At 63.3% G+C, this 16,810-nt stretch carries 24 protein-coding genes and 1 pseudogene; 13 read left to right on the top strand and 12 right to left on the bottom strand.

What is annotated here, in order from left to right; translation table 11 throughout:
* Nucleotides 1-19: 19 nt before the first annotated feature.
* The 3 genes from HNQ71_RS11340 to HNQ71_RS11330 all read right to left on the bottom strand — a co-directional run bounded on the left by HNQ71_RS11340 (nt 20) and on the right by HNQ71_RS11330 (nt 1,295).
* Nucleotides 20-466, bottom strand: coding sequence for an SRPBCC family protein (locus HNQ71_RS11340; protein WP_184872664.1), 447 nt, complete (start codon nt 464-466; stop codon nt 20-22).
* Nucleotides 466-777: an ArsR/SmtB family transcription factor gene (locus tag HNQ71_RS11335; RefSeq protein WP_210333863.1), complete on the bottom strand. Its 312-nt coding sequence runs from the start codon at nt 775-777 to the stop codon at nt 466-468. The genes HNQ71_RS11340 and HNQ71_RS11335 overlap by 1 nt, the downstream gene beginning before the upstream one ends.
* A 179-nt stretch (nt 778-956) precedes the next feature.
* Entirely contained in the window at nt 957-1,295 is a 339-nt protein-coding gene (locus HNQ71_RS11330; RefSeq protein WP_343068143.1) for a GNAT family N-acetyltransferase, read from the bottom strand.
* A gap of 147 nt (nt 1,296-1,442) precedes the next feature.
* Between HNQ71_RS11330 and leuD the strand changes: the two genes are divergently transcribed.
* The 7 genes from leuD to HNQ71_RS11295 all read left to right on the top strand — a co-directional run bounded on the left by leuD (nt 1,443) and on the right by HNQ71_RS11295 (nt 6,873).
* A complete protein-coding gene (leuD, locus tag HNQ71_RS11325; protein WP_184872662.1) occupies nt 1,443-2,048 on the top strand; it encodes a 3-isopropylmalate dehydratase small subunit in 606 nt (201 codons plus the stop codon).
* Between the two features lie 69 nt (nt 2,049-2,117).
* Nucleotides 2,118-2,975 (top strand): hypothetical protein, encoded by an 858-nt coding sequence (locus HNQ71_RS11320; protein ID WP_184872661.1) that lies wholly within the window; start codon nt 2,118-2,120, stop codon nt 2,973-2,975.
* A 314-nt stretch (nt 2,976-3,289) separates the two neighbouring features.
* Nucleotides 3,290-4,219, top strand: a complete 930-nt coding sequence (locus tag HNQ71_RS11315; protein WP_184872660.1) for a hypothetical protein — start codon at nt 3,290-3,292, stop codon at nt 4,217-4,219.
* 235 nt (nt 4,220-4,454) lie between these two features.
* A complete protein-coding gene (locus HNQ71_RS11310) occupies nt 4,455-4,838 on the top strand; it encodes a RidA family protein (protein ID WP_184872659.1) in 384 nt (127 codons plus the stop codon).
* A gap of 9 nt (nt 4,839-4,847) precedes the next feature.
* Complete coding sequence (locus tag HNQ71_RS11305) at nt 4,848-5,198, top strand: VOC family protein (RefSeq protein WP_184872658.1); 351 nt, start codon at nt 4,848-4,850, stop codon at nt 5,196-5,198.
* 84 nt (nt 5,199-5,282) lie between these two features.
* Nucleotides 5,283-6,386: a 3-isopropylmalate dehydrogenase gene (gene leuB, locus HNQ71_RS11300; protein WP_184872657.1), complete on the top strand. Its 1,104-nt coding sequence runs from the start codon at nt 5,283-5,285 to the stop codon at nt 6,384-6,386.
* A 4-nt stretch (nt 6,387-6,390) separates the two neighbouring features.
* Nucleotides 6,391-6,873, top strand: a complete 483-nt coding sequence (locus HNQ71_RS11295; protein ID WP_184872656.1) for a GNAT family N-acetyltransferase — start codon at nt 6,391-6,393, stop codon at nt 6,871-6,873.
* On the opposite strand, the pseudogene HNQ71_RS34820 reads toward HNQ71_RS11295, so the two are convergent.
* The 4 genes and pseudogenes from HNQ71_RS34820 to HNQ71_RS11280 form a co-directional block, all read right to left on the bottom strand.
* Nucleotides 6,863-7,244: pseudogene (locus HNQ71_RS34820) on the bottom strand (DUF805 domain-containing protein). The gene HNQ71_RS11295 and the pseudogene HNQ71_RS34820 overlap by 11 nt on opposite strands.
* Nucleotides 7,241-7,525 carry a hypothetical protein gene (locus HNQ71_RS34815; protein WP_246461464.1) on the bottom strand — a complete coding sequence of 95 codons (285 nt, stop codon included), beginning with the start codon at nt 7,523-7,525 and terminating at the stop codon, nt 7,241-7,243. Before HNQ71_RS34815 ends, HNQ71_RS34820 begins: the two are co-directional and overlap by 4 nt.
* Nucleotides 7,526-7,593: 68 nt before the next feature.
* Nucleotides 7,594-8,304 carry a DUF805 domain-containing protein gene (locus HNQ71_RS11285; protein WP_184872655.1) on the bottom strand — a complete coding sequence of 237 codons (711 nt, stop codon included), beginning with the start codon at nt 8,302-8,304 and terminating at the stop codon, nt 7,594-7,596.
* A 117-nt stretch (nt 8,305-8,421) separates the two neighbouring features.
* Entirely contained in the window at nt 8,422-10,299 is a 1,878-nt protein-coding gene (locus HNQ71_RS11280; protein ID WP_184872654.1) for a DEAD/DEAH box helicase, read from the bottom strand.
* Nucleotides 10,300-10,508: 209 nt separating this feature from the next.
* On the opposite strand from HNQ71_RS11280, the gene HNQ71_RS35490 reads away from it, so the two are divergent.
* The 3 genes from HNQ71_RS35490 (at nt 10,509) to HNQ71_RS11270 (ending at nt 12,517) form a co-directional block, all read left to right on the top strand.
* Nucleotides 10,509-10,640: a hypothetical protein gene (locus tag HNQ71_RS35490; protein ID WP_281391377.1), complete on the top strand. Its 132-nt coding sequence runs from the start codon at nt 10,509-10,511 to the stop codon at nt 10,638-10,640.
* Nucleotides 10,641-10,746: 106 nt separating this feature from the next.
* Nucleotides 10,747-11,781 (top strand): aspartate-semialdehyde dehydrogenase, encoded by a 1,035-nt coding sequence (locus HNQ71_RS11275; RefSeq protein ID WP_184872653.1) that lies wholly within the window; start codon nt 10,747-10,749, stop codon nt 11,779-11,781.
* A gap of 433 nt (nt 11,782-12,214) precedes the next feature.
* On the top strand, nt 12,215-12,517 hold the full coding sequence (locus tag HNQ71_RS11270) for a GNAT family N-acetyltransferase (RefSeq protein ID WP_343068141.1): 303 nt from the start codon (nt 12,215-12,217) through the stop codon (nt 12,515-12,517).
* Nucleotides 12,518-12,547: 30 nt separating this feature from the next.
* On the opposite strand, the gene HNQ71_RS11265 is transcribed toward HNQ71_RS11270, so the two are convergent.
* The 3 genes from HNQ71_RS11265 to HNQ71_RS11255 form a co-directional block, all read right to left on the bottom strand.
* A complete protein-coding gene (locus HNQ71_RS11265) occupies nt 12,548-12,979 on the bottom strand; it encodes a type II toxin-antitoxin system PemK/MazF family toxin (RefSeq protein ID WP_184872652.1) in 432 nt (143 codons plus the stop codon).
* Nucleotides 12,980-12,982: 3 nt separating this feature from the next.
* On the bottom strand, nt 12,983-13,252 hold the full coding sequence (locus HNQ71_RS11260; protein WP_184872651.1) for a type II toxin-antitoxin system Phd/YefM family antitoxin: 270 nt from the start codon (nt 13,250-13,252) through the stop codon (nt 12,983-12,985).
* A 74-nt stretch (nt 13,253-13,326) separates the two neighbouring features.
* Nucleotides 13,327-13,734 carry an ACT domain-containing protein gene (locus HNQ71_RS11255; RefSeq protein WP_184872650.1) on the bottom strand — a complete coding sequence of 136 codons (408 nt, stop codon included), beginning with the start codon at nt 13,732-13,734 and terminating at the stop codon, nt 13,327-13,329.
* Nucleotides 13,735-13,918: 184 nt separating this feature from the next.
* Here HNQ71_RS11255 and HNQ71_RS11250 point away from each other — a divergent pair, with 184 nt between their 5' ends.
* The 3 genes from HNQ71_RS11250 (at nt 13,919) to HNQ71_RS11240 (ending at nt 15,966) form a co-directional block, all read left to right on the top strand.
* Nucleotides 13,919-14,824, top strand: coding sequence for a bestrophin family protein (locus HNQ71_RS11250; protein ID WP_184872649.1), 906 nt, complete (start codon nt 13,919-13,921; stop codon nt 14,822-14,824).
* Nucleotides 14,825-15,010: 186 nt separating this feature from the next.
* A complete protein-coding gene (locus tag HNQ71_RS11245) occupies nt 15,011-15,421 on the top strand; it encodes a DoxX family protein (RefSeq protein ID WP_184872648.1) in 411 nt (136 codons plus the stop codon).
* Between the two features lie 17 nt (nt 15,422-15,438).
* Entirely contained in the window at nt 15,439-15,966 is a 528-nt protein-coding gene (locus HNQ71_RS11240) for an SRPBCC family protein (RefSeq protein ID WP_184872647.1), read from the top strand.
* Nucleotides 15,967-16,038: 72 nt separating this feature from the next.
* On the opposite strand, the gene rpsP is transcribed toward HNQ71_RS11240, so the two are convergent.
* Nucleotides 16,039-16,440 (bottom strand): 30S ribosomal protein S16, encoded by a 402-nt coding sequence (gene rpsP / locus HNQ71_RS11235; RefSeq protein WP_184872646.1) that lies wholly within the window; start codon nt 16,438-16,440, stop codon nt 16,039-16,041.
* 36 nt (nt 16,441-16,476) lie between these two features.
* Nucleotides 16,477-16,803, bottom strand: a complete 327-nt coding sequence (locus HNQ71_RS11230) for a chorismate mutase (RefSeq protein ID WP_056585656.1) — start codon at nt 16,801-16,803, stop codon at nt 16,477-16,479.
* Between the last annotated feature and the right edge of the window lie 7 nt (nt 16,804-16,810).

The following is a 16,810-nucleotide window of genomic DNA, read 5'->3' as shown; positions in this document are numbered from 1 at the left end:
CGGTATCGAAACGAGCCTTTCACCCTTTCGATGGCGGACGCTCGAAACCCTTGCCGGTCTCGAGCAGGCTCTTGAGGCTCGCCAGCACCAGCGGCCAGCCCTTGGTGACATTCGGGATCAGCCGGTGCGGGCCGTCGGCCTCGTGGGTGACGGCAAGCTTCATCAACTCGCCGTCCTGTTCGATGGCGAAGGTGCAGCGCGTGTAGCCGTCTTCCTTGACCTCCGGCATCCATTCATTGCGCCATTTGATGACCAGGCGTCGCGGCGGGTCGATTTCGAGGATCTCGCCGCTGTCGGCGACGCTGCCGTCGGGGAAGATCAGTTTCCAGCTGGAGCCGACCTTCCACTCGCTCTCCTGATAGGAGCAGAGGAAGAACTGCCGGTTGAACTCCGGGTCGGTCAGCGCCTCCCAGAGTTTTTCGGGGGTGGTGCGGATGTAGGTCACGTAAACGAAGCTGTTGCTCATCAGTCTTCCCTTTCGAGGCGTTTCTTCAGGTCACTCAATGCATCCAGCCGATGGCGCTCGAACTTGCCGATCCAGCGTTCGGCGATCTCGTTGATCGGAACCGGGTTGAGGTAGTGCTCTTTCTCGCGTCCCTTGCGGAGCGTGGTGACGAGGTTGGCTTCCTCCAGGATCGCCAGGTGCTTGGTCACCGCCTGGCGTGTCATGTCCATCTCCGCGCACAGCGCGTTCAGCGTCTGCCCGTTCCGGGCATGGAGGTTGTCCAGCAATTGCCGGCGTGTCGGGTCGGCCAAGGCGCGAAAGACGGCATCCATGCTCATGACCTTAATATGCAACCATTTGGTTGCATGTCAAGATGCAGATTTCACGCCGTTGGCGCCAGGATGGGATCGCAAGGGGAAAAAATGTCAGCTCTTGCGGGAGAACCAGAAGGCGTCGGGCATGCGCGTCATGCCGATGCGTTCGTAGAAGCCGACGGCGTCGGGCATCGAGATCAGGCTGAGGCGACGGACGGTCCGAGTTGCCGCCTTGCCTCGTCCATCAGGCCTTTGCCGATGCCGAGCCCCTGCGCCGATTGGGAAACGGCGAGCTCGGAGATGTAGCAGACCCAGGAGAAGTCGGTGAGGGCGCGGGCAACGCCGATCAGCGGCTTGCCCTCCACATCGAGACGCGCCGTCAGCACCAGGTTGGCGCCCGTCAGCATCGCCTGCAGGCGAGTGTCGTCATCGACAGGCCGGGTCTCGCCGAGGCCGGATTCCACCAACACACGGCGGAATTCGGCGATGTCGAGCGCGGGCTCGCGGGCATAGAGAACGTGAGAGTTTGGCGCCATGAACGCAGACTGCACCATCGGGCGGCGAATTCGAAGCCGTTTTGCGCAGCTGGCCATCCTGCACGAACAGTTGCCTTTTATTTGCCCGCGGCTTTGTGTAAAGCGTGCCTCAGCAATCTCCCCGAAACAAGAACACGGGCAAAAGCCATGGAAAAATTCACCAAGCTCACCGGCGTCGCCGCTCCAATGCCGATCGTCAATGTCGACACCGACATGATCATCCCCAAGGATTATCTCAAGACGATCAAGCGCACCGGGCTTGGCACCGGCCTGTTCGCCGAAATGCGCTACAATGACGACGGCTCGGAGAATCCGGATTTCGTGCTCAACAAGCCGGCCTACCGCAAGGCGCAGATCCTGGTCGCCGGCGACAATTTCGGCTGCGGTTCGAGCCGCGAGCACGCGCCCTGGGCGCTGCTCGATTTCGGCATTCGCTGCGTCATCTCGACCTCGTTCGCCGACATCTTCTACAACAACTGTTTCAAGAACGGCGTGCTGCCGATCACCGTCAGCCCCGAGGATCTCGAAAAGCTGATGGATGACGCCTCGCGCGGCTCCAACGCCACTCTGTCGATCGACCTGGAGGCCAAGGAAATCCGCGGGCCGGACGGCGGCGTGGTCGCGTTCGACCTCGACGATTTCAAGCGGCACTGTATGCTGAATGGCCTCGACGATATCGGCCTGACCATGGAGAAGGCCGGCGCCATCGCTTCGTTCGAGAAGAAGAACGCCGAGCAGCGTCCCTGGGCCTGAAACACGCGGCCTGAACCGCAACGCAGCGCCGACGGCGGGTCTTCGCTTCGGGCAGGACGAGGATCTGTCATGACACGTTGGCTTGTTGCCGGCGCCTGCGGGCTGGTGTTGACCCTGCTGCCGGTAACGAGCCTGTTCGCCCAGCCGCCTGTCATCGACCAGCAGGCGCCGATCCCGTTCGAGGGCGGTCAATTTACCATCACCCAGCAGGAGCCGGACGGCGAAAAGGTGCTCGCATACGACGGCCAGAAGCTGGCGAGCAATTATGACGTCTTCTTCGACAGGATCGTCGACATCGCCGGCACTGAAGTGGCGCTGGTCGATGTCGGCGACGGCAATATCGACCATCTCTGCGGTCCCCCGGTGATGATCGTGTGGAAGCCGAAAGGGGGCACGATCCAAGGTATCACGGTCGAGCAGGATGGCTGCGGCGCACCGGCGTCGGTGACCGACAATGTGATCTATTTCGTCCCCTATCTGCTGCCGGGCGCCTCGAAGCGGGCGATGCAATGGTCGCCCACCGACGGGCTGACGATTGCGGGCAATCTCACCTACATGCCGGATCCCGGCACGGGCTGGAAGGATGTCGACGTGTCGAAATATGAGGACATGATCGACGCTTTCCACAACGAGGCGGTCTACAGCGACGCCGCCGCCTTGCTTGGCAAGGACATGACCGTTCTGGCCGCCAGTTTCCTGGCCGCCGGCGGGACGAAAACAACCGCGTCCGGCATCGTCTATTTCGACGGCTGCGCGCCGCACAATTGCGGCGGCAATCACGGTTTCATGGCGGTCGACGCGACCAACCAAAAACTCTATTTCGCCCGCAGCAGTGGCAAGCCCATGATGGATGTGTGGCCGCCGGTGCAGACCTGGCCGGCCGAAGTCAAGGCGGCGCTGGACGAGGCGATGGGGTCGCCGAATTAGGGGCGGTGCAAAGGCCGTTCTGTTCTGTCGCGATCCTTCCCACCCCCCTCTGCCCTGCCGGGCATCTCCCCCGCAAGGGGGGAGATTGGCAACGTCGGCGTTCCGCCCGTCTCTGCGACGTTGGTGATTGGCAATGGCATCCGTGACATCCGATCTCCCCACTTGCGGGGGAGATGGCCGGCAGGCCAGAGGGGGGCGCTGTCCCGCGATGCAAAAGGCTATCCGCCCTTGAAATCTCGCCGCCCAGTCGCCCAGTGGTGCGGACTGGCGTTTCATTCCCGGCTGGATATGATCTGACGAAACGGAGGATCACCATGACTCGTTCGCTTATTGCCGGCGCTTGCGGGCTGGCCCTTTTCCTGCTGCCTGCGACGAGCGCTTATGCCCAGACGCAGACGCCCGCGGCGCAGCTGGCGCCGTCGGCCGAGAAACCGGCCACCGACCAGGGTACAGGCGCCGCCGATGCTTCCGATGACGACAAGCAGGCGCCCGTGCCATTCGAAGGCGGCCAGCTGACCATCACCCAGCCGGAACAGGACGGCGAGAAAGTGCTTGCCTATGACGGCCAGCAGTTGGCGAGCAATTATGACGTCTACTTCGACAAAATAGTCGAGGTCGGCGGCGTCAAGGTGGCGCTGTTCGATGTCGGCGACGGTGGCAATCAATGCGGCCCGGCCACGGTGATCGTCTGGAAGCCGGAAGGCGGCACCATCCAGAGCACGACGGTCGAGCAGGACGAGTGCGGCGCGCCGCCGTCGGCGGTGTCCGACAACGCCATCTATTTCGTGCCCTATCTGTTGCCTGGCGATGAGAAGCCGGCTTTGCAATGGTCGCCGACCGAGGGGCTGACGACTTCAGGCAATCTGACCTACATGCCGGAACCGGGCACCGACTGGAAAGACATCAATCCGGAGAAATACCAGAACATCATCGACGCCTTCCACAACGAGGCCGTCTACAAGGAAGCGCAAAAGCTGCTCGGCAAGGACATGCCCGACATGGCGACCAGCCTGCTGGTCGGCGGCGGCACGGAAAAGACCGCTTCGGGCGCCTTCTACGCCAGTGGCTGCGTGCCGCATGACTGCGGCGGCAATGACGGCTTCATGGCGGTCGACCCGGCCCAGCACAAGCTCTATTTCGCCCGCCGCGGCGACAATGGCCAGCCGAACGCCTGGCCGGCGGTAACGACATGGCCGGCCGATGTGAAGGAGGCACTGGACAAGGCGCTGGGGTCGGCGAACTAGGATATGTTGATATTCAGGTGATGCCGGCCTGCAAACGGCGGGCTCCTGCGCTTCCGGTGCTCACGTACCCAAAAGTACGCTCCGCTCCGGTTCTCGGAGCTCACCATTTTCGGCGCGGCCTGACCTGAATCTCAACATATCCGCCATCGTCGCGACAACAGCCAATCCCGTCTGGCCCATGGCAGGCCCGACCTGTTCCCGGCAAAATGATCGCCACAATGCTGCGAGGCACCCCATGCGAAAACTGATTTCCACCGGCTCCCCGTTCGAAAAGACTGCCGGCTATTCGCGCGCGGTAGTGCAGGGCGACTGGTGCTTCGTCTCTGGAACGACCGGCTATGACTATGCGACGATGACGATGCCGGACACGGTCGAGGCGCAGACGCGCAACTGCCTGGCGACGATCAGCAAGGCGCTGCAGGACGGCGGCTTCGAGATGGCCGACGTGGTGCGTGCGCATTACTACATCACCGACCAGGCTTTCGTGGACATCGTCTTCCCGATCCTGGGCGAAACGTTCGGCGACGTCAGGCCGGCGGCGACGATGATCGTTTGCCAGCTCAACAAGCTGGAAATGAAGATCGAGATCGAAGTGACGGCGCTGCGGCGCACGGCATGAAAGGCGGCGATGAAAGTCCTGCGTATCGTCGCCAACATCGAGACACCGGACATCGCGGCGGCGATGCGCTTCTACCGGGAGGTGCTCGGCCTCGACGTGGTCATGGACCATGGCTGGATCAGGACCTTGGGCTCGCAAGACAAAATGAAAGTCCAGATCAGCTTCGCCGTCGAAGGCGGCTCCGGTTCTCCGGTACCGGATCTCTCGATCGAGGTCGACGATGTCGATGCGGCGCTCGACGCCATGAAGGCGGCCGGCTTTGCCATCGAATACGGCCCGGCGGACGAGCCCTGGGGTGTGCGGCGCTTTTATGTGCGCGATCCATTCGGCCGGCTGGTCAACATTCTCTCGCATCGGTGATCGCCGTTGTAACGCGCAGGCTTGCGCGCCGGGCGCTTGGCGTTTAGCAAGGCCGCGGTTCAATTCTTTCCAGGACGGTTCTCCATGGCAACGAAGCATCTTTTCCTGCTCGCCGGCGACGGCATCGGTCCGGAGGCGATGGCCGAAGTCAAGAAGCTGATCGCCGTCATGAACGACAAGCTCGGCAGCGGCTTTGCCACCGAGGATGGGTTGGTCGGCGGCTGCGCCTACGATGCGCATGGCGCGGCGATTTCCGATGCCGACATGGCAAAGGCGATGGCGGCCGACGCGGTGCTGTTCGGCGCCGTCGGCGGGCCGAAATGGGATGCCGTGCCCTACGAGGTGCGCCCCGAAGCCGGCCTGCTGCGGCTGCGTAAGGACATGGAGCTGTTCGCCAATCTGCGCCCCGCCATCTGTTATCCGGCACTCGCCGCATCCTCGTCGCTCAAGCAGGAGGTGGTCGAAGGCCTCGACATATTGATCGTGCGCGAGCTGACCGGTGGCGTCTATTTCGGCGAGCCCAAGCAGATCATCGATCTCGGCAACGGCCAGAAGCGCGGCATCGACACCCAGGTCTACGACACGTTCGAGATCGAGCGCATTTCGGGCGTCGCTTTCGAGCTGGCGCGCACCCGCAAGAACCATGTCACCTCGATGGAAAAGCGCAACGTCATGAAATCGGGCGTGCTGTGGAACGAGGTCGTCACCCAGACCCACAAGGCGCGTTACCCCGACGTCAAGCTCGACCACATGCTGGCCGATGCCGGCGGCATGCAACTGGTGCGCTGGCCCAAGCAATTCGACGTCATCGTCACCGACAATCTGTTCGGCGACATGCTGTCCGACATCGCCGCGATGCTGACCGGCTCGATCGGCATGCTGCCGTCGGCCTCGCTCGGCGCGCCGGATGTCAAGACCAAGAAGCGCAAGGCGCTCTATGAGCCGGTGCACGGTTCGGCGCCGGACATTGCCGGCAAGGGCATCGCCAACCCGATCGCCATGATCGCCTCCTTCGCCATGTGCCTGCGTTATTCCTTCGGCATGGTCGAGGAAGCCGACCGTGTGGAAGCCGCGATCGCCGCCGTGCTCGACGAAGGCTTGCGCACCAAGGACATCCTGTCGGCGGGCATGACCGAGGTCGGCACCGTGGAGATGGGCGACGCGATCATCGCCAAATTCCTCGGCTGATCGCGTGGCGGTCGACGTCCGCTGGGCGACGATCGAGGACGCGACGGCGCTCGCCACCCTGCTGTGCGAGATGGCCGTGCATTACCAGCAGCCGCCGCTCGACCACGAGCGGGCCTTGTCTGCGGCGCGGAAATGGCTCGGCGAGGAAAGTCCGGCCTATCCGCATTTCGCGCTGGCCTTCGTCGAGGGAGAGGTGAGCGGCCTGGCGTCGGTGGCGATCGCGCATCCCGGCATCGATCTCGAGCGGTTGCTGTTCCTCAAGGACCTGTTCGTGCGCGACAAGGCTCGCAACGCCGGCGTCGGCCGGGCGCTGATCGGCTTTCTCGCCGACCATTGCCGGCGCCATGGCATTGGCCGTATCGACCTGACGACCGAGGACTGGAACGAGGGCGCGCTACGCTTCTACGACCGGCTCGGCGCCGAGCGCCACGGCCAAAAGGTCTTTCTCAGGCTTTCGGGAGAGGCACTTAAGGCGGCTAAACCCTGACGCCCGCCGGCACCCGCCCCCAGGGGTTGTCGCCCACCTGAGACTGCATAAATCCGAAGACCAGCAAGGCAATGCTGCTAATGGGCGGCATGAAGCAGAGCAGGGCAAACCAGCCGCTCAAACCCATGCGCGCGCCGCACGACGAGCGCAATCGATGGCAGGACCAATCCTGAAATGAAAACCAGGAGGGGTATGAACCCTATGAACCCTATCGGCGACCCGTCTGCGTTGGCTTCGAAGCCGTTGATCGCCAGCTCAGCGAGTATTCCGAACCCTAAGAGTGCGAATATCCCAAGGGTGTAGAACAGCCAGAAGGCCCAGAATTCCTTGCGACGGGCGCGTCCGTTGAAATTGCTGTAGTCCGCAATCACCGCGCGCCAGAAATAAGCCCACAGTCCAACCGACGCAACAGGCCGGTTTTCGGCACGACGGCCTGCCGTGGCTGACCGGTACTTGGCGACGGAGTGGTTGAGGCGACGGCGACTATGTCGTGCGCCGTGCCGTCGCCTGGTTGGAACTCGACAAGAGTGCCCCTGACAAGGGTCTCCTGCTGGCTCAAATCATCGCGGGAAAAGATATAGCGCTTGCCGTCGATACCGTTGATGTAGCCGTAGTCCTGATCCTGGTCGTAGTGGAACACCGTGCCGCGCATGCCCTGCCCCCCTTGCATCATGCAATACTACTCAGGGTTGTCTATAATTGCAATACGCACGTCACCAGCTAAACCCTGATACCCGCCGGTACCGGTCCCCATTGGTTTTCCCTCACCTGTGTCGGGATCAGCGCGAAGACCAGGATGATCAGGCTGCCGATGGTGGGGATGAGGATCACCAGACAGAGCCAGCCCGACAGGCCTATGTCGTGCAGCCGGCGCACGATCATGCCGAGGCTGGGCAGAAATGTCGCGAGCAGGAAGGTGCCGCACAGGCCAACGGTCACCGCCGCCGATACGTCGCTGTCGAAATGGCCCATATCCGTATCGGTGAACAGGCCGATGCCACCGATGATCAGCAGGCAAACCGTCCAAAACAGGCAGTAGCCCCAATATTCCTTGCGCCGTGCGCGGCCGGCGAAGTTGAAGTAGTTCCGCGTCACGCCGCGCCAGAAATAGCCCCACAAATCGGTGGGTTCGGCAGGCTCGGAAGAGCGGCCGAAATGCTGGGCCTGGGGTGCACCGGCCGCAGCCGGTTTGCCGGCTTGAGGCTGCGCGGCGCTCATGTTGGCGTCGACGGCAGGGGCTGCGGTCTGGGTGGCGATCGAAAAGACGTCGCGCGCCTGCCCGCCGCCCGGCTGGAACTCGACGGCCGTGCCCTTGGGCATGGCGGTTTCCCGGCGCAGGTTCTCGCGGGTGAAGGTGTAGCGATTGCCGTCGGCTCCGGTGATGAAGCCGAAGCCCTGCTCCTCGTCATAGTGAAGCACTTCGCCGCGCATATCCTGCCCCTCTCGCCACGTCCCGGCCAAGATGTGACACACGGTCGCGCCTATGGGCAAGGCCGCATTAGGATGCAGCCCGACGTCTTGCGGGCAGGTGAAGCCGGCCCCCAGGTCTTACGAGGGACGCTTCTTGGCCTTTTTGTGCTTCGGCGCGCCAGTGTTTTCGAACTTCGGCTTGCCCGGCTTTTTGGCCCACGGCTTTGCCTCGAATGCGGCGGGGCGCTGATCAGCCGATGTCGGTGCCGGTGCACGCTTCTCGAATTTGCGCTTCGGCGCGTTCGGGTCGAAAGGCGCCTTGCCGCGATGTGGTTTCTTGTCCGGGCTTGGCGGCTGATAGCCGGCCCGCGACAGGTCGGGCGTGCCGTCGAGCCGCTTCACGACGATGTTGTTCTGCAATTTGCGGTCGGGACCGATCGCCGCCAGGAAGCGGTCGGCCCAATCCGCCGCGATCTGCACGAAGGTCTCTTCGGGCTGCATCTTGATGGCGCCGATCTCGCGCTTGCTGATGCTTCCGGCACGGCACAGCATCGGAATCAGCCAGCGCGGCTCGGCATTCTGCCGGCGTCCGATCGACAGCGAGAACCAGACGCTGGCGCCGAAATCCTCGCGGCGGCTGGGCGCCTCGTCCCGGCGTGCGAAGTTTTCGCCCGCCTGTTTTTCACGCGACGGCGTGAACGGTGCGATCTCCATGAGATCCTCGGGCGCCGAGCGGCTGGAACGGCACAGGCGCACGAAGGCGGCGGCCACCTGTTCGGCGCCATGCTTGTCGAGAAGCTCGCCGATGAAGCCGCGTTCCTCATCCTTCACAGGCTCGCTGAAGGCAGGGTCGGCAAGGATGCGCTCATCGTCGCGGCGCAGCACGTCGTCGGCCGAAGGCGGGCTGGCCCATGTCGCCTTGAGCCCGGCGTTCTGCAACAGCCGTTCGGTGCGCTTGCGGGCGCTGTTGGGCACGATCAGCGCGCTGACGCCCTTGCGGCCGGCGCGTCCGGTGCGGCCGCTGCGGTGCAGCAGCGTTTCCGGGTTGGTCGGCAGGTCGGCGTGGATCACCAGTTCGAGATTGGGCAGGTCGATGCCGCGCGCCGCGACGTCGGTGGCGATGCAGACCTTGGCGCGGCCGTCACGCATTGCCTGCAGCGCATGGCTGCGCTCGTTCTGGCTGAGTTCGCCCGAGAGTGCGACGACGGAAAAGTTGCGGTTGTTGAAGCGCGCGGTGAGATGGTTGACAGCGGCGCGGGTGTTGCAGAACACCAGCGCGTTCTTGGCCTCATAGAAACGCAGCACGTTGATGATGGCGTTCTCGCGGTCGGCCTGGGCAACGCTCAGCGCCCGGTATTCGATGTCGAGATGCTGCTTTTCCTCGCCAGCGGCCGAGATGCGCACGGCATCGCGCTGGTAGCCCTGGGCGAGCGTGGCGATGGAGCGCGGCACGGTGGCCGAGAACATCAGCGTCCGGCGCTCGGCCGGTGCGGCGTCGAGGATGAATTCGAGGTCTTCGCGAAAGCCGAGATCGAGCATCTCGTCGGCTTCGTCGAGCACCACGGCCTTGAGCGCCGACATGTCGAGCGAGTGCCGCGTGATGTGGTCGCGCAGGCGGCCGGGCGTGCCGACGACGATGTGGGCGCCGCGCTCCAGCGCCCGCCGCTCGGTGCGCATGTCCATGCCGCCGACGCAGGACGCCACCGTGGCGCCGGTCAGCTCGTAGAGCCACTCCAGCTCGCGCGTCACCTGCAAGGCCAGCTCGCGTGTCGGCGCCACCGCCAGCGCCAGCGGCGCCGCGGCCTGGGCAAAGCGCTCCGCGTCGCCCAGCAGGGTCGGCGCCAAGGCGAGGCCGAAGGCCACCGTCTTGCCGGAGCCGGTCTGCGCCGACACCAGCGCATCGGCCTGCCCCAGTTCGGGCGCCAGGACCGCCTTCTGCACCGGCGTCAGTTCGGAATAGCCGCGTTTTTCCAGCGCCTTGGCAAGCGCTGGAACAATAGCTTCGAAGTTGGACATCTCACTCTTTCGGAATTCGGATTCTTTTATGCCCGGCAATGGGTCATCCGTCGGCGAGCGCCATCTGACAGCGCCACGAGCCGAACGATCCAGCCGTTCGTACTTCGCGCAGCCGCCATTGTACAGGGCACGTGGGAAAGCGCCCGTCGCTCGGCAATTGACTCTTGACGCAAACCGCGTAAAAGCCGGCACCGAACAGGACAGTTTCGATGCGCGGCCTTTTGATGGCGGTTCTTGCATTCGATTTCCCTGGCCACAATGCACATCGTTGGGCCGGGCGCGTTGTCGCGTCTTCTCGTTCCAGCAAAACCATGGCCAAAACCACCACCAAAACGGTGTGATTCCCTTGGCCTAACCACCCTCTCCCGGGTCCGGCCCGGGGGACGGAACCCGCTTCGGCCGGCGGGTTTTCTCCAAAAACCGAGCGGAGAGGGACAGGAGATCTTTATGAGTTTCAAGGTTGCGATCGTCGGCGCCACGGGCAATGTGGGCCGGGAAATGCTCAACATACTGGAAGAGCGCGGCTTTCCAGTGAGCGAAGTTGTGGCGCTGGCCTCGCGGCGCAGCCAGGGCACCGAAGTGTCGTTCGGCGACCGCACGCTGAAGGTCAGAGCGCTCGAACAGTATGATTTTTCCGACACCGACATCTGCATCATGTCGGCCGGCGGCAACGTCTCCAAGGAATGGTCGCCGAAGATCGGCAAGCAGGGCTGCGTCGTCATCGATAATTCGTCGGCCTTCCGCTACGACCAGGACGTGCCGCTGATCGTCCCGGAAGTAAACCCGGACGCGATCTCGCTGTTCACGCGCAAGAACATCATCGCCAACCCGAACTGCTCGACGGCGCAGCTGGTGGTGGCGCTGAAGCCGCTGCATGATTTCGCCACCATCAAGCGCGTCGTCGTCGCCACCTACCAGTCGGTGTCGGGCGCCGGCAAGGAAGGCATGGACGAGCTGTTCACGCAGACCCGCGCCGTGTTCGTCGCCGACCAGGTCGACGTCAAGAAGTTCACCAAGCGCATCGCCTTCAACGTCATTCCGCATATCGACGTCTTCCTCGACGACGGCTTCACCAAGGAAGAGTGGAAAATGGTGGCCGAGACAAAGAAGATGCTCGACCCCAAGATCAAGCTGACGGCGACCTGCGTGCGCGTGCCGGTGTTCATCGGCCATTCGGAAGCGGTCAACATCGAGTTCGAAAAGCCGATCACCGCAGACGAGGCGCGCGATATCCTGCGCGAGGCGCCGGGTTGCCAGGTCTTGGACAAGCGCGAGGACGGCGGCTACATCACCCCGCTGGAATCGGCCGGCGAGGACGCCACCTTCATCTCGCGCATCCGCGAGGATTCGACCATCGACAACGGTCTGTCGATGTGGATCGTCGCGGACAATCTGCGCAAGGGCGCGGCGCTCAACGCGGTGCAGATCGCAGAGCTGCTGGTCGAGCGCGGCCTGATCCAGCCGAAGAAGAAGGCGGCTTGATTCTCGCTTACGGGCCGCACCGCCGCTGACGCGGCGGGCCCTGCGCGGGCGCGCCGGAAAGCCGGCGGCCCGCGGTCGCGGGCTTGGGGCGCCCTTTCCTTCTCCCCTTGTGGGAGAAGGTGGATCGGCGCGCAGCGCCGAGACGGTTGAGGGGTGCTGGACGGGTCGCCATCTTTGCCAGCTGTAACACCCCTCATCCGACCTCGCTTCGCTCGGCCACCTTCTCCACAAGTGGAGAAGGGAAAGCGCGGACCTGCCCTTTGGATTGAGCTCACCTCATGAGCGGTACTCGGCCTGCTGATATCGCGCTGCGTCCGGCAATCAACCCGGATGCAGGTACCATCGCAAAGGTCATGCGGGCGGCGCTCAACTCGTTCGACTGGATGCCGGTCATCCACCGCCGGACGAGGACCTTGGCTTCATCCGCGATGTCGTGCTGCCACGGCAGCAGGTGACGGTCGCTGAGGCCGGCAAGGTCATTGTCGGCTTCATTGCCGTCAGTGGTGAATGGGTGGAGCAGCTCTATCTCGATCCGGCCTGGACGGGACAAGGCATCGGCAGCCAGTTGCTGATCGACACGACCGCTGCCCTGCCCGTGGTCAGGCTGCATTGCTTCCAGGCCAACACCGGCGCCCGGCGCTTCTATGAGCGCCATGGCTTCATTGCCGAGGGCTTTGGCGACGGCACCAACAACGAGGAAGGCCTGCCCGACATCCTCTTTGTCCGCAGGCGTTAGCCTCGCGTAGGCTCGGGCAGCCGCAATGAATCAGTCGCGCGGCACCTGAAGACCTCGCCCAGCTTCCCAAATGGTCTTGAACCGCTCTACCATCGATGAGAACAGCCGCGGGGGCAGCAGGCCGTAGTCGTAGCGATCGGTGGAGCGCGGCACCGGACGAAGATCGTAGCCCGGCCACGCGAAGCGATTGCCTTCGTGAAGCATCACCCATGAGCGCTCGCCATCCAGACCCAAGTGGCGTTTGACGGCAGGCGGCAACTCTATCGCCAGCGACAGGTCGGCCGGCTGCACATGTGTTATAGGCACTACCGTTACGATCAGGCCGTCGGCACCGCGCTCGACAGCCAGCACGATCACGCAAGGGCGATCCTTCCGACCTTCATCCTGTCCGGCTTGATGCTCATGATGCCACAGATACGCGTAGGAGATCACGAGGCCAAGCTGCGGATCGGGAAGCGGCATGCCTTACTTGGTATCCATCAAGGCATTGAGATGGTCGTGTTCCGGAGACATGCGGCCGCCGGCGATAGCCTCCACGTCCTCGCGCGGCAGATCCCTGGTCGCAAACGATTGCCGGGCCAGGTTTTTGTAGCGCTGCAGTTCTTCATATTCGACAGCCGAAACGAAATAGCCGGTTGGCCGCCCATGGCTCATCACGGCTAGCGGCTCACGCTGCACGATTTCGCGGTAGCGTCCGAAATTGCGGGTGAATTCTGTGGTGGGAACTTCGCGCATGATGGCTCATCCTAAATTCGCGACATTTACGCATTTGTCGCAATTTACGCGATTTACGCAATTATGTCAAAATTTCAGCCGGCGCTGTCCTCGGCCAACTGGTGCAGCAAATCCAGCGCCTCCTCCGCCCGGTCGGCGGGGACGAACAGATGGTCGTGGTAGAAAGCCGAGACAGGGTTGACGCCCATGCCGGCGGCGGCGAGCCGCGTGGTGATGGCGGCGAGGAAGCCGACGGCTTCCAGCGACGAATGGATGTTCAGCGTCACCATCCGGCAGCGGAACGCAGCCGTCAGCCCCGCAGCGCTTGCCGCGCCCTCAGGCACGATCAGCGTCACGCCCTCGCGCTCGCGAAAGATCATCACCGGTTCGAGGCCCTGCGGCTGGGCAACGCCAGGCGCCAGCGTGGCGAAGACGTAGGTGCCGGCAAGCAGTTCCGGCGTCATCGATGCCAGCAGCGTCTTCAGATCGGTCTCGCCGGCCATTTTTCCTCTCTCGACTGATGCAGGATGCCGGCTCTTCAATATCTGTCGCCGAAGCATGCCGATAGTGTGCTGGCACGGCTGCACGCACGACATGGCGATGTCGCTGACGGCTGAGCTTGCCGGCCTGTAGCCTCGCACAATAGAGAAGCTGAGGGCCGACACCGGTCCGTGAAAAGGTCCTTCGATGATCGTTCGCCCGCGCCCCACCTTCCTGCAGCTGTTCTTCGTCATGCGCGGTTCGGTGGTGCCACGCATCCTGCCACAGATCCTGGGTTTTGCGGTTTATTCCGCGGTCATTCTTGCCGTGGCGCGCCAGTTCCATCTCGATTTCAGCGTCTTCAACATCACGCCTTTCGGACTGGTCGCCGTCACGCTGTCGATCTATCTGTCGTTCCGCAACAACGCCGCCTACGACCGTTGGTGGGAGGCGCGCAAATTGCGGGGCACGCTGGTCTTCGAAATCCGCAATCTGGCGCGCGCCACCACCAGCCTCATCGCCGATCCGGCCGAACAGCGCGCACTGCTAATGGAGGCGCTCGCCTTCTGTCATTTCCTGCGCGGGCAATTGCGCAAGATCGACAGCATGAAGGATGCCCGCGCCTTCATTGCTGCCGAGGCCGACACGGCCGCGAACTTCGCCAACCCGGCGGACGAGATGGTAAGGCGCATGGGCCGGCGCGCCAACGCGCAGCGCCGGGCCGGTGAGGTCGATCCGATCGGTTTCCGCATCCTCGATGAAAGGCTGGCATCGATCACCGCGATCCAGGCTGGTTGCGAACGCATCGCCGGCACGCCCTTGCCCTTCGCCTATACGCTTTTGGTGCATCGCACGGCCTACATCGTCTGCCTGCTTCTGCCCATCGGGCTGATCTCGACCACCGGCTGGGCAACGCCGCTGTTCACGGCGCTGATCGCCTACACCTTCTTCGGCCTCGACGCGCTCTCGGAAGAACTCGAGGATCCGTTCGGCACCGAGGCCAACGACCTCGCGCTCGACGGCCTCTGCCGCGTCTGCGAAATCTCGGTGTTCGAAGCGCTAGGCGAAACGCCGCCGAAAATGCTGCCGGCCGAGAAGTTTTATTTTTCGTAGGTGCTCGACACAGGGTTCTGTCGGCCGCCACGATGTGGAAGCGCGAACGTTGGCGAAGGATCGCGACAGAACGGCTTTGCCGTCACCGCGCCAAAAAGAATCCGCCCCCTGTCGGATCACGGCCTCATGCCGCGTCCTTGTTTCGACTCCAGTGAAAAGGGCTCGAAACACCAAGGAGGGAACACCATGAGCATTTCCGAAACCGCGCCCGTCTCGGCGGGCGCCCTATGGACCGGCCGCGCGCTCAGCGGCGTCATCGTGCTGTTCATGATCTTCGACGGCGTCATCAAATTGCCGCCGCTCGACATCGTCACCCAGACGATGGTGCCGCTCGGCTGGCCGGCAGACGCAAATGTAGCGCGCATGCTCGGCGTCATCGGTTTGATCTCGACCGCGCTCTACGCCTTGCCGCGCACCTCGGTGCTCGGCGCCATCCTGCTCACCGCCTATATGGGCGGCGCCATCGCTACCAATGTGCGTGTCGACAACCCGCTGTTCTCGCACACGCTGTTCGGCGTCTATCTCGGCCTCATCCTGTGGGGTGGCCTGTACCTGCGCGACCCCCGGGTGCGGGCACTGATCCCGTTCAGCCGATAAGCACCAAGGAGAGAAAAATGTTCAGCACCATCCTCGCTATCCTGCTAATCATCATCGCCGCCGTGCTCATCTATGCGGCGACACGGCCGAACGATTTCGTCACCACCCGCACGGCCAACATCAAGGCCCCGCCGGAAGCGATCTTTCCGCTGATCAACGATTTCAGCCGCTGGCCGACATGGTCGCCTTACGAAAAACTCGACCCGCAGATGAAGCGCACGCTCTCCGGCCCGACAAGCGGCAAGGGCGCGGCCTATGCCTGGGAAGGCAATGCCAAGGCCGGCAAGGGACGCATGGAGATCACGAATACGGTGCCGTCCTCGCTGGTGTCGCTCAAGCTCGATTTCGAGAAGCCGTTCAGGGCCAACAACAGCGTCGATTTCACCCTGACGCCGTCCGGCGACAACACCACCGTCAGCTGGGCGATGCGTGGCAGCCGGCCCTTCATCGCCAAGCTGATGGGCCTGGTCATGAACTTCGATACGCTGATCGGCAAGGATTTCGAGGCTGGTCTCGCCAATCTGAAGCGCCTTGGCGAAAAATAGACTTGGGCGGCAGCGTTCAAACAAAAACGGCGGGCACAGGCCCGCCGTTTTCGTGAATGCGATACGGCAATGTTATTCGGCGGTGGCGGCTTCCGCCTCGGCCGGTGCGGCAGCGGCAGCCGCGACAGCAGCGGCTGCGTCTTCCTGCGCCTTCTTCAGCAAGGCTGCGCGTTCCTGAGCCTTCTTGCCCGGCTCGGCCTTCTTCGGGTTGGAGCGAGCGTCGCGCTTGGCAATGCCGGCCTCGTCGAGGAAGCGCAGCACGCGGTCGGTCGGCTGGGCGCCGTGCGACAGCCAGTGCTTGACGCGGTCGGCGTCGACCTTGACGCGCTCACCGTCCTTGGGCAGCAGCGGGTTCCACGAGCCGAGCGACTCGATGAAACGGCCGTCGCGCGGCGAACGGGCGTCGGCGACGACAACGTGGTAGTAAGGACGCTTCTTCGAGCCCGCGCGGGCCAGTCGGATCTTCAAGGGCATTTCTTTTCTCCTAAAAAATTCTGATTTCGTTGGGTTTCAGTTGGTTTTGGTCACGCCGTTGGAAGCGGCGATCTGTTCGTGATGTCTGATCACTTCGCGGACGACGAAGTTGAGGAATTTCTCCGCGAAATCCGGGTCGAGATGCGCATCCTTCGCCAGCTGGCGAAGGCGGGCGATCTGCTGCTGCTCGCGCGCCGGGTCGGCCGGAGGCAGCCCATGCGTCGCCTTCAGCACGCCGACCGCCTTGGTGCAGCGGAAGCGCTCGGCCAGCATGTGGATGAGTGCGGCATCGATGTTATCGATCGAGGCGCGATAGTCGGCCAGGATGGTGCGTGCGTCGGCCATGTCCTTTTCTTCGTTCATCGCGTCC

Source organism: Mesorhizobium sangaii, from assembly GCF_014207355.1.
Lineage (GTDB): Bacteria > Pseudomonadota > Alphaproteobacteria > Rhizobiales > Rhizobiaceae > Mesorhizobium > Mesorhizobium sangaii.
The sequence above is the reverse complement of the archived record's forward strand: the minus strand, read 5'-3'. Positions and strand labels throughout refer to the sequence as shown.

Excerpts from the sequence above, each read along its gene's own strand:
- HNQ71_RS11340 (WP_184872664.1), bottom strand. The coding sequence starts at position 466 with ATGAGCAACAGCTTCGTTTACGTGACCTACATCCGCACCACCCCCGAA.
- HNQ71_RS11335 (WP_210333863.1), bottom strand. The coding sequence starts at position 777 with ATGGATGCCGTCTTTCGCGCCTTGGCCGACCCGACACGCCGGCAATTG.
- HNQ71_RS11330 (WP_343068143.1), bottom strand. The coding sequence starts at position 1,295 with ATGGCGCCAAACTCTCACGTTCTCTATGCCCGCGAGCCCGCGCTCGAC.
- leuD (WP_184872662.1), top strand. The coding sequence starts at position 1,443 with ATGGAAAAATTCACCAAGCTCACCGGCGTCGCCGCTCCAATGCCGATC.
- HNQ71_RS11320 (WP_184872661.1), top strand. The coding sequence starts at position 2,118 with ATGACACGTTGGCTTGTTGCCGGCGCCTGCGGGCTGGTGTTGACCCTG.
- HNQ71_RS11315 (WP_184872660.1), top strand. The coding sequence starts at position 3,290 with ATGACTCGTTCGCTTATTGCCGGCGCTTGCGGGCTGGCCCTTTTCCTG.
- HNQ71_RS11310 (WP_184872659.1), top strand. The coding sequence starts at position 4,455 with ATGCGAAAACTGATTTCCACCGGCTCCCCGTTCGAAAAGACTGCCGGC.
- HNQ71_RS11305 (WP_184872658.1), top strand. The coding sequence starts at position 4,848 with ATGAAAGTCCTGCGTATCGTCGCCAACATCGAGACACCGGACATCGCG.
- leuB (WP_184872657.1), top strand. The coding sequence starts at position 5,283 with ATGGCAACGAAGCATCTTTTCCTGCTCGCCGGCGACGGCATCGGTCCG.
- HNQ71_RS34815 (WP_246461464.1), bottom strand. The coding sequence starts at position 7,525 with ATGCGCGGCACGGTGTTCCACTACGACCAGGATCAGGACTACGGCTAC.
- HNQ71_RS11285 (WP_184872655.1), bottom strand. The coding sequence starts at position 8,304 with ATGCGCGGCGAAGTGCTTCACTATGACGAGGAGCAGGGCTTCGGCTTC.
- HNQ71_RS11280 (WP_184872654.1), bottom strand. The coding sequence starts at position 10,299 with ATGTCCAACTTCGAAGCTATTGTTCCAGCGCTTGCCAAGGCGCTGGAA.
- HNQ71_RS35490 (WP_281391377.1), top strand. The coding sequence starts at position 10,509 with ATGCGCGGCCTTTTGATGGCGGTTCTTGCATTCGATTTCCCTGGCCAC.
- HNQ71_RS11275 (WP_184872653.1), top strand. The coding sequence starts at position 10,747 with ATGAGTTTCAAGGTTGCGATCGTCGGCGCCACGGGCAATGTGGGCCGG.
- HNQ71_RS11265 (WP_184872652.1), bottom strand. The coding sequence starts at position 12,979 with ATGCCGCTTCCCGATCCGCAGCTTGGCCTCGTGATCTCCTACGCGTAT.
- HNQ71_RS11260 (WP_184872651.1), bottom strand. The coding sequence starts at position 13,252 with ATGCGCGAAGTTCCCACCACAGAATTCACCCGCAATTTCGGACGCTAC.
- HNQ71_RS11255 (WP_184872650.1), bottom strand. The coding sequence starts at position 13,734 with ATGGCCGGCGAGACCGATCTGAAGACGCTGCTGGCATCGATGACGCCG.
- HNQ71_RS11250 (WP_184872649.1), top strand. The coding sequence starts at position 13,919 with ATGATCGTTCGCCCGCGCCCCACCTTCCTGCAGCTGTTCTTCGTCATG.
- HNQ71_RS11245 (WP_184872648.1), top strand. The coding sequence starts at position 15,011 with ATGAGCATTTCCGAAACCGCGCCCGTCTCGGCGGGCGCCCTATGGACC.
- HNQ71_RS11240 (WP_184872647.1), top strand. The coding sequence starts at position 15,439 with ATGTTCAGCACCATCCTCGCTATCCTGCTAATCATCATCGCCGCCGTG.
- rpsP (WP_184872646.1), bottom strand. The coding sequence starts at position 16,440 with ATGCCCTTGAAGATCCGACTGGCCCGCGCGGGCTCGAAGAAGCGTCCT.
- HNQ71_RS11230 (WP_056585656.1), bottom strand. The coding sequence starts at position 16,803 with ATGAACGAAGAAAAGGACATGGCCGACGCACGCACCATCCTGGCCGAC.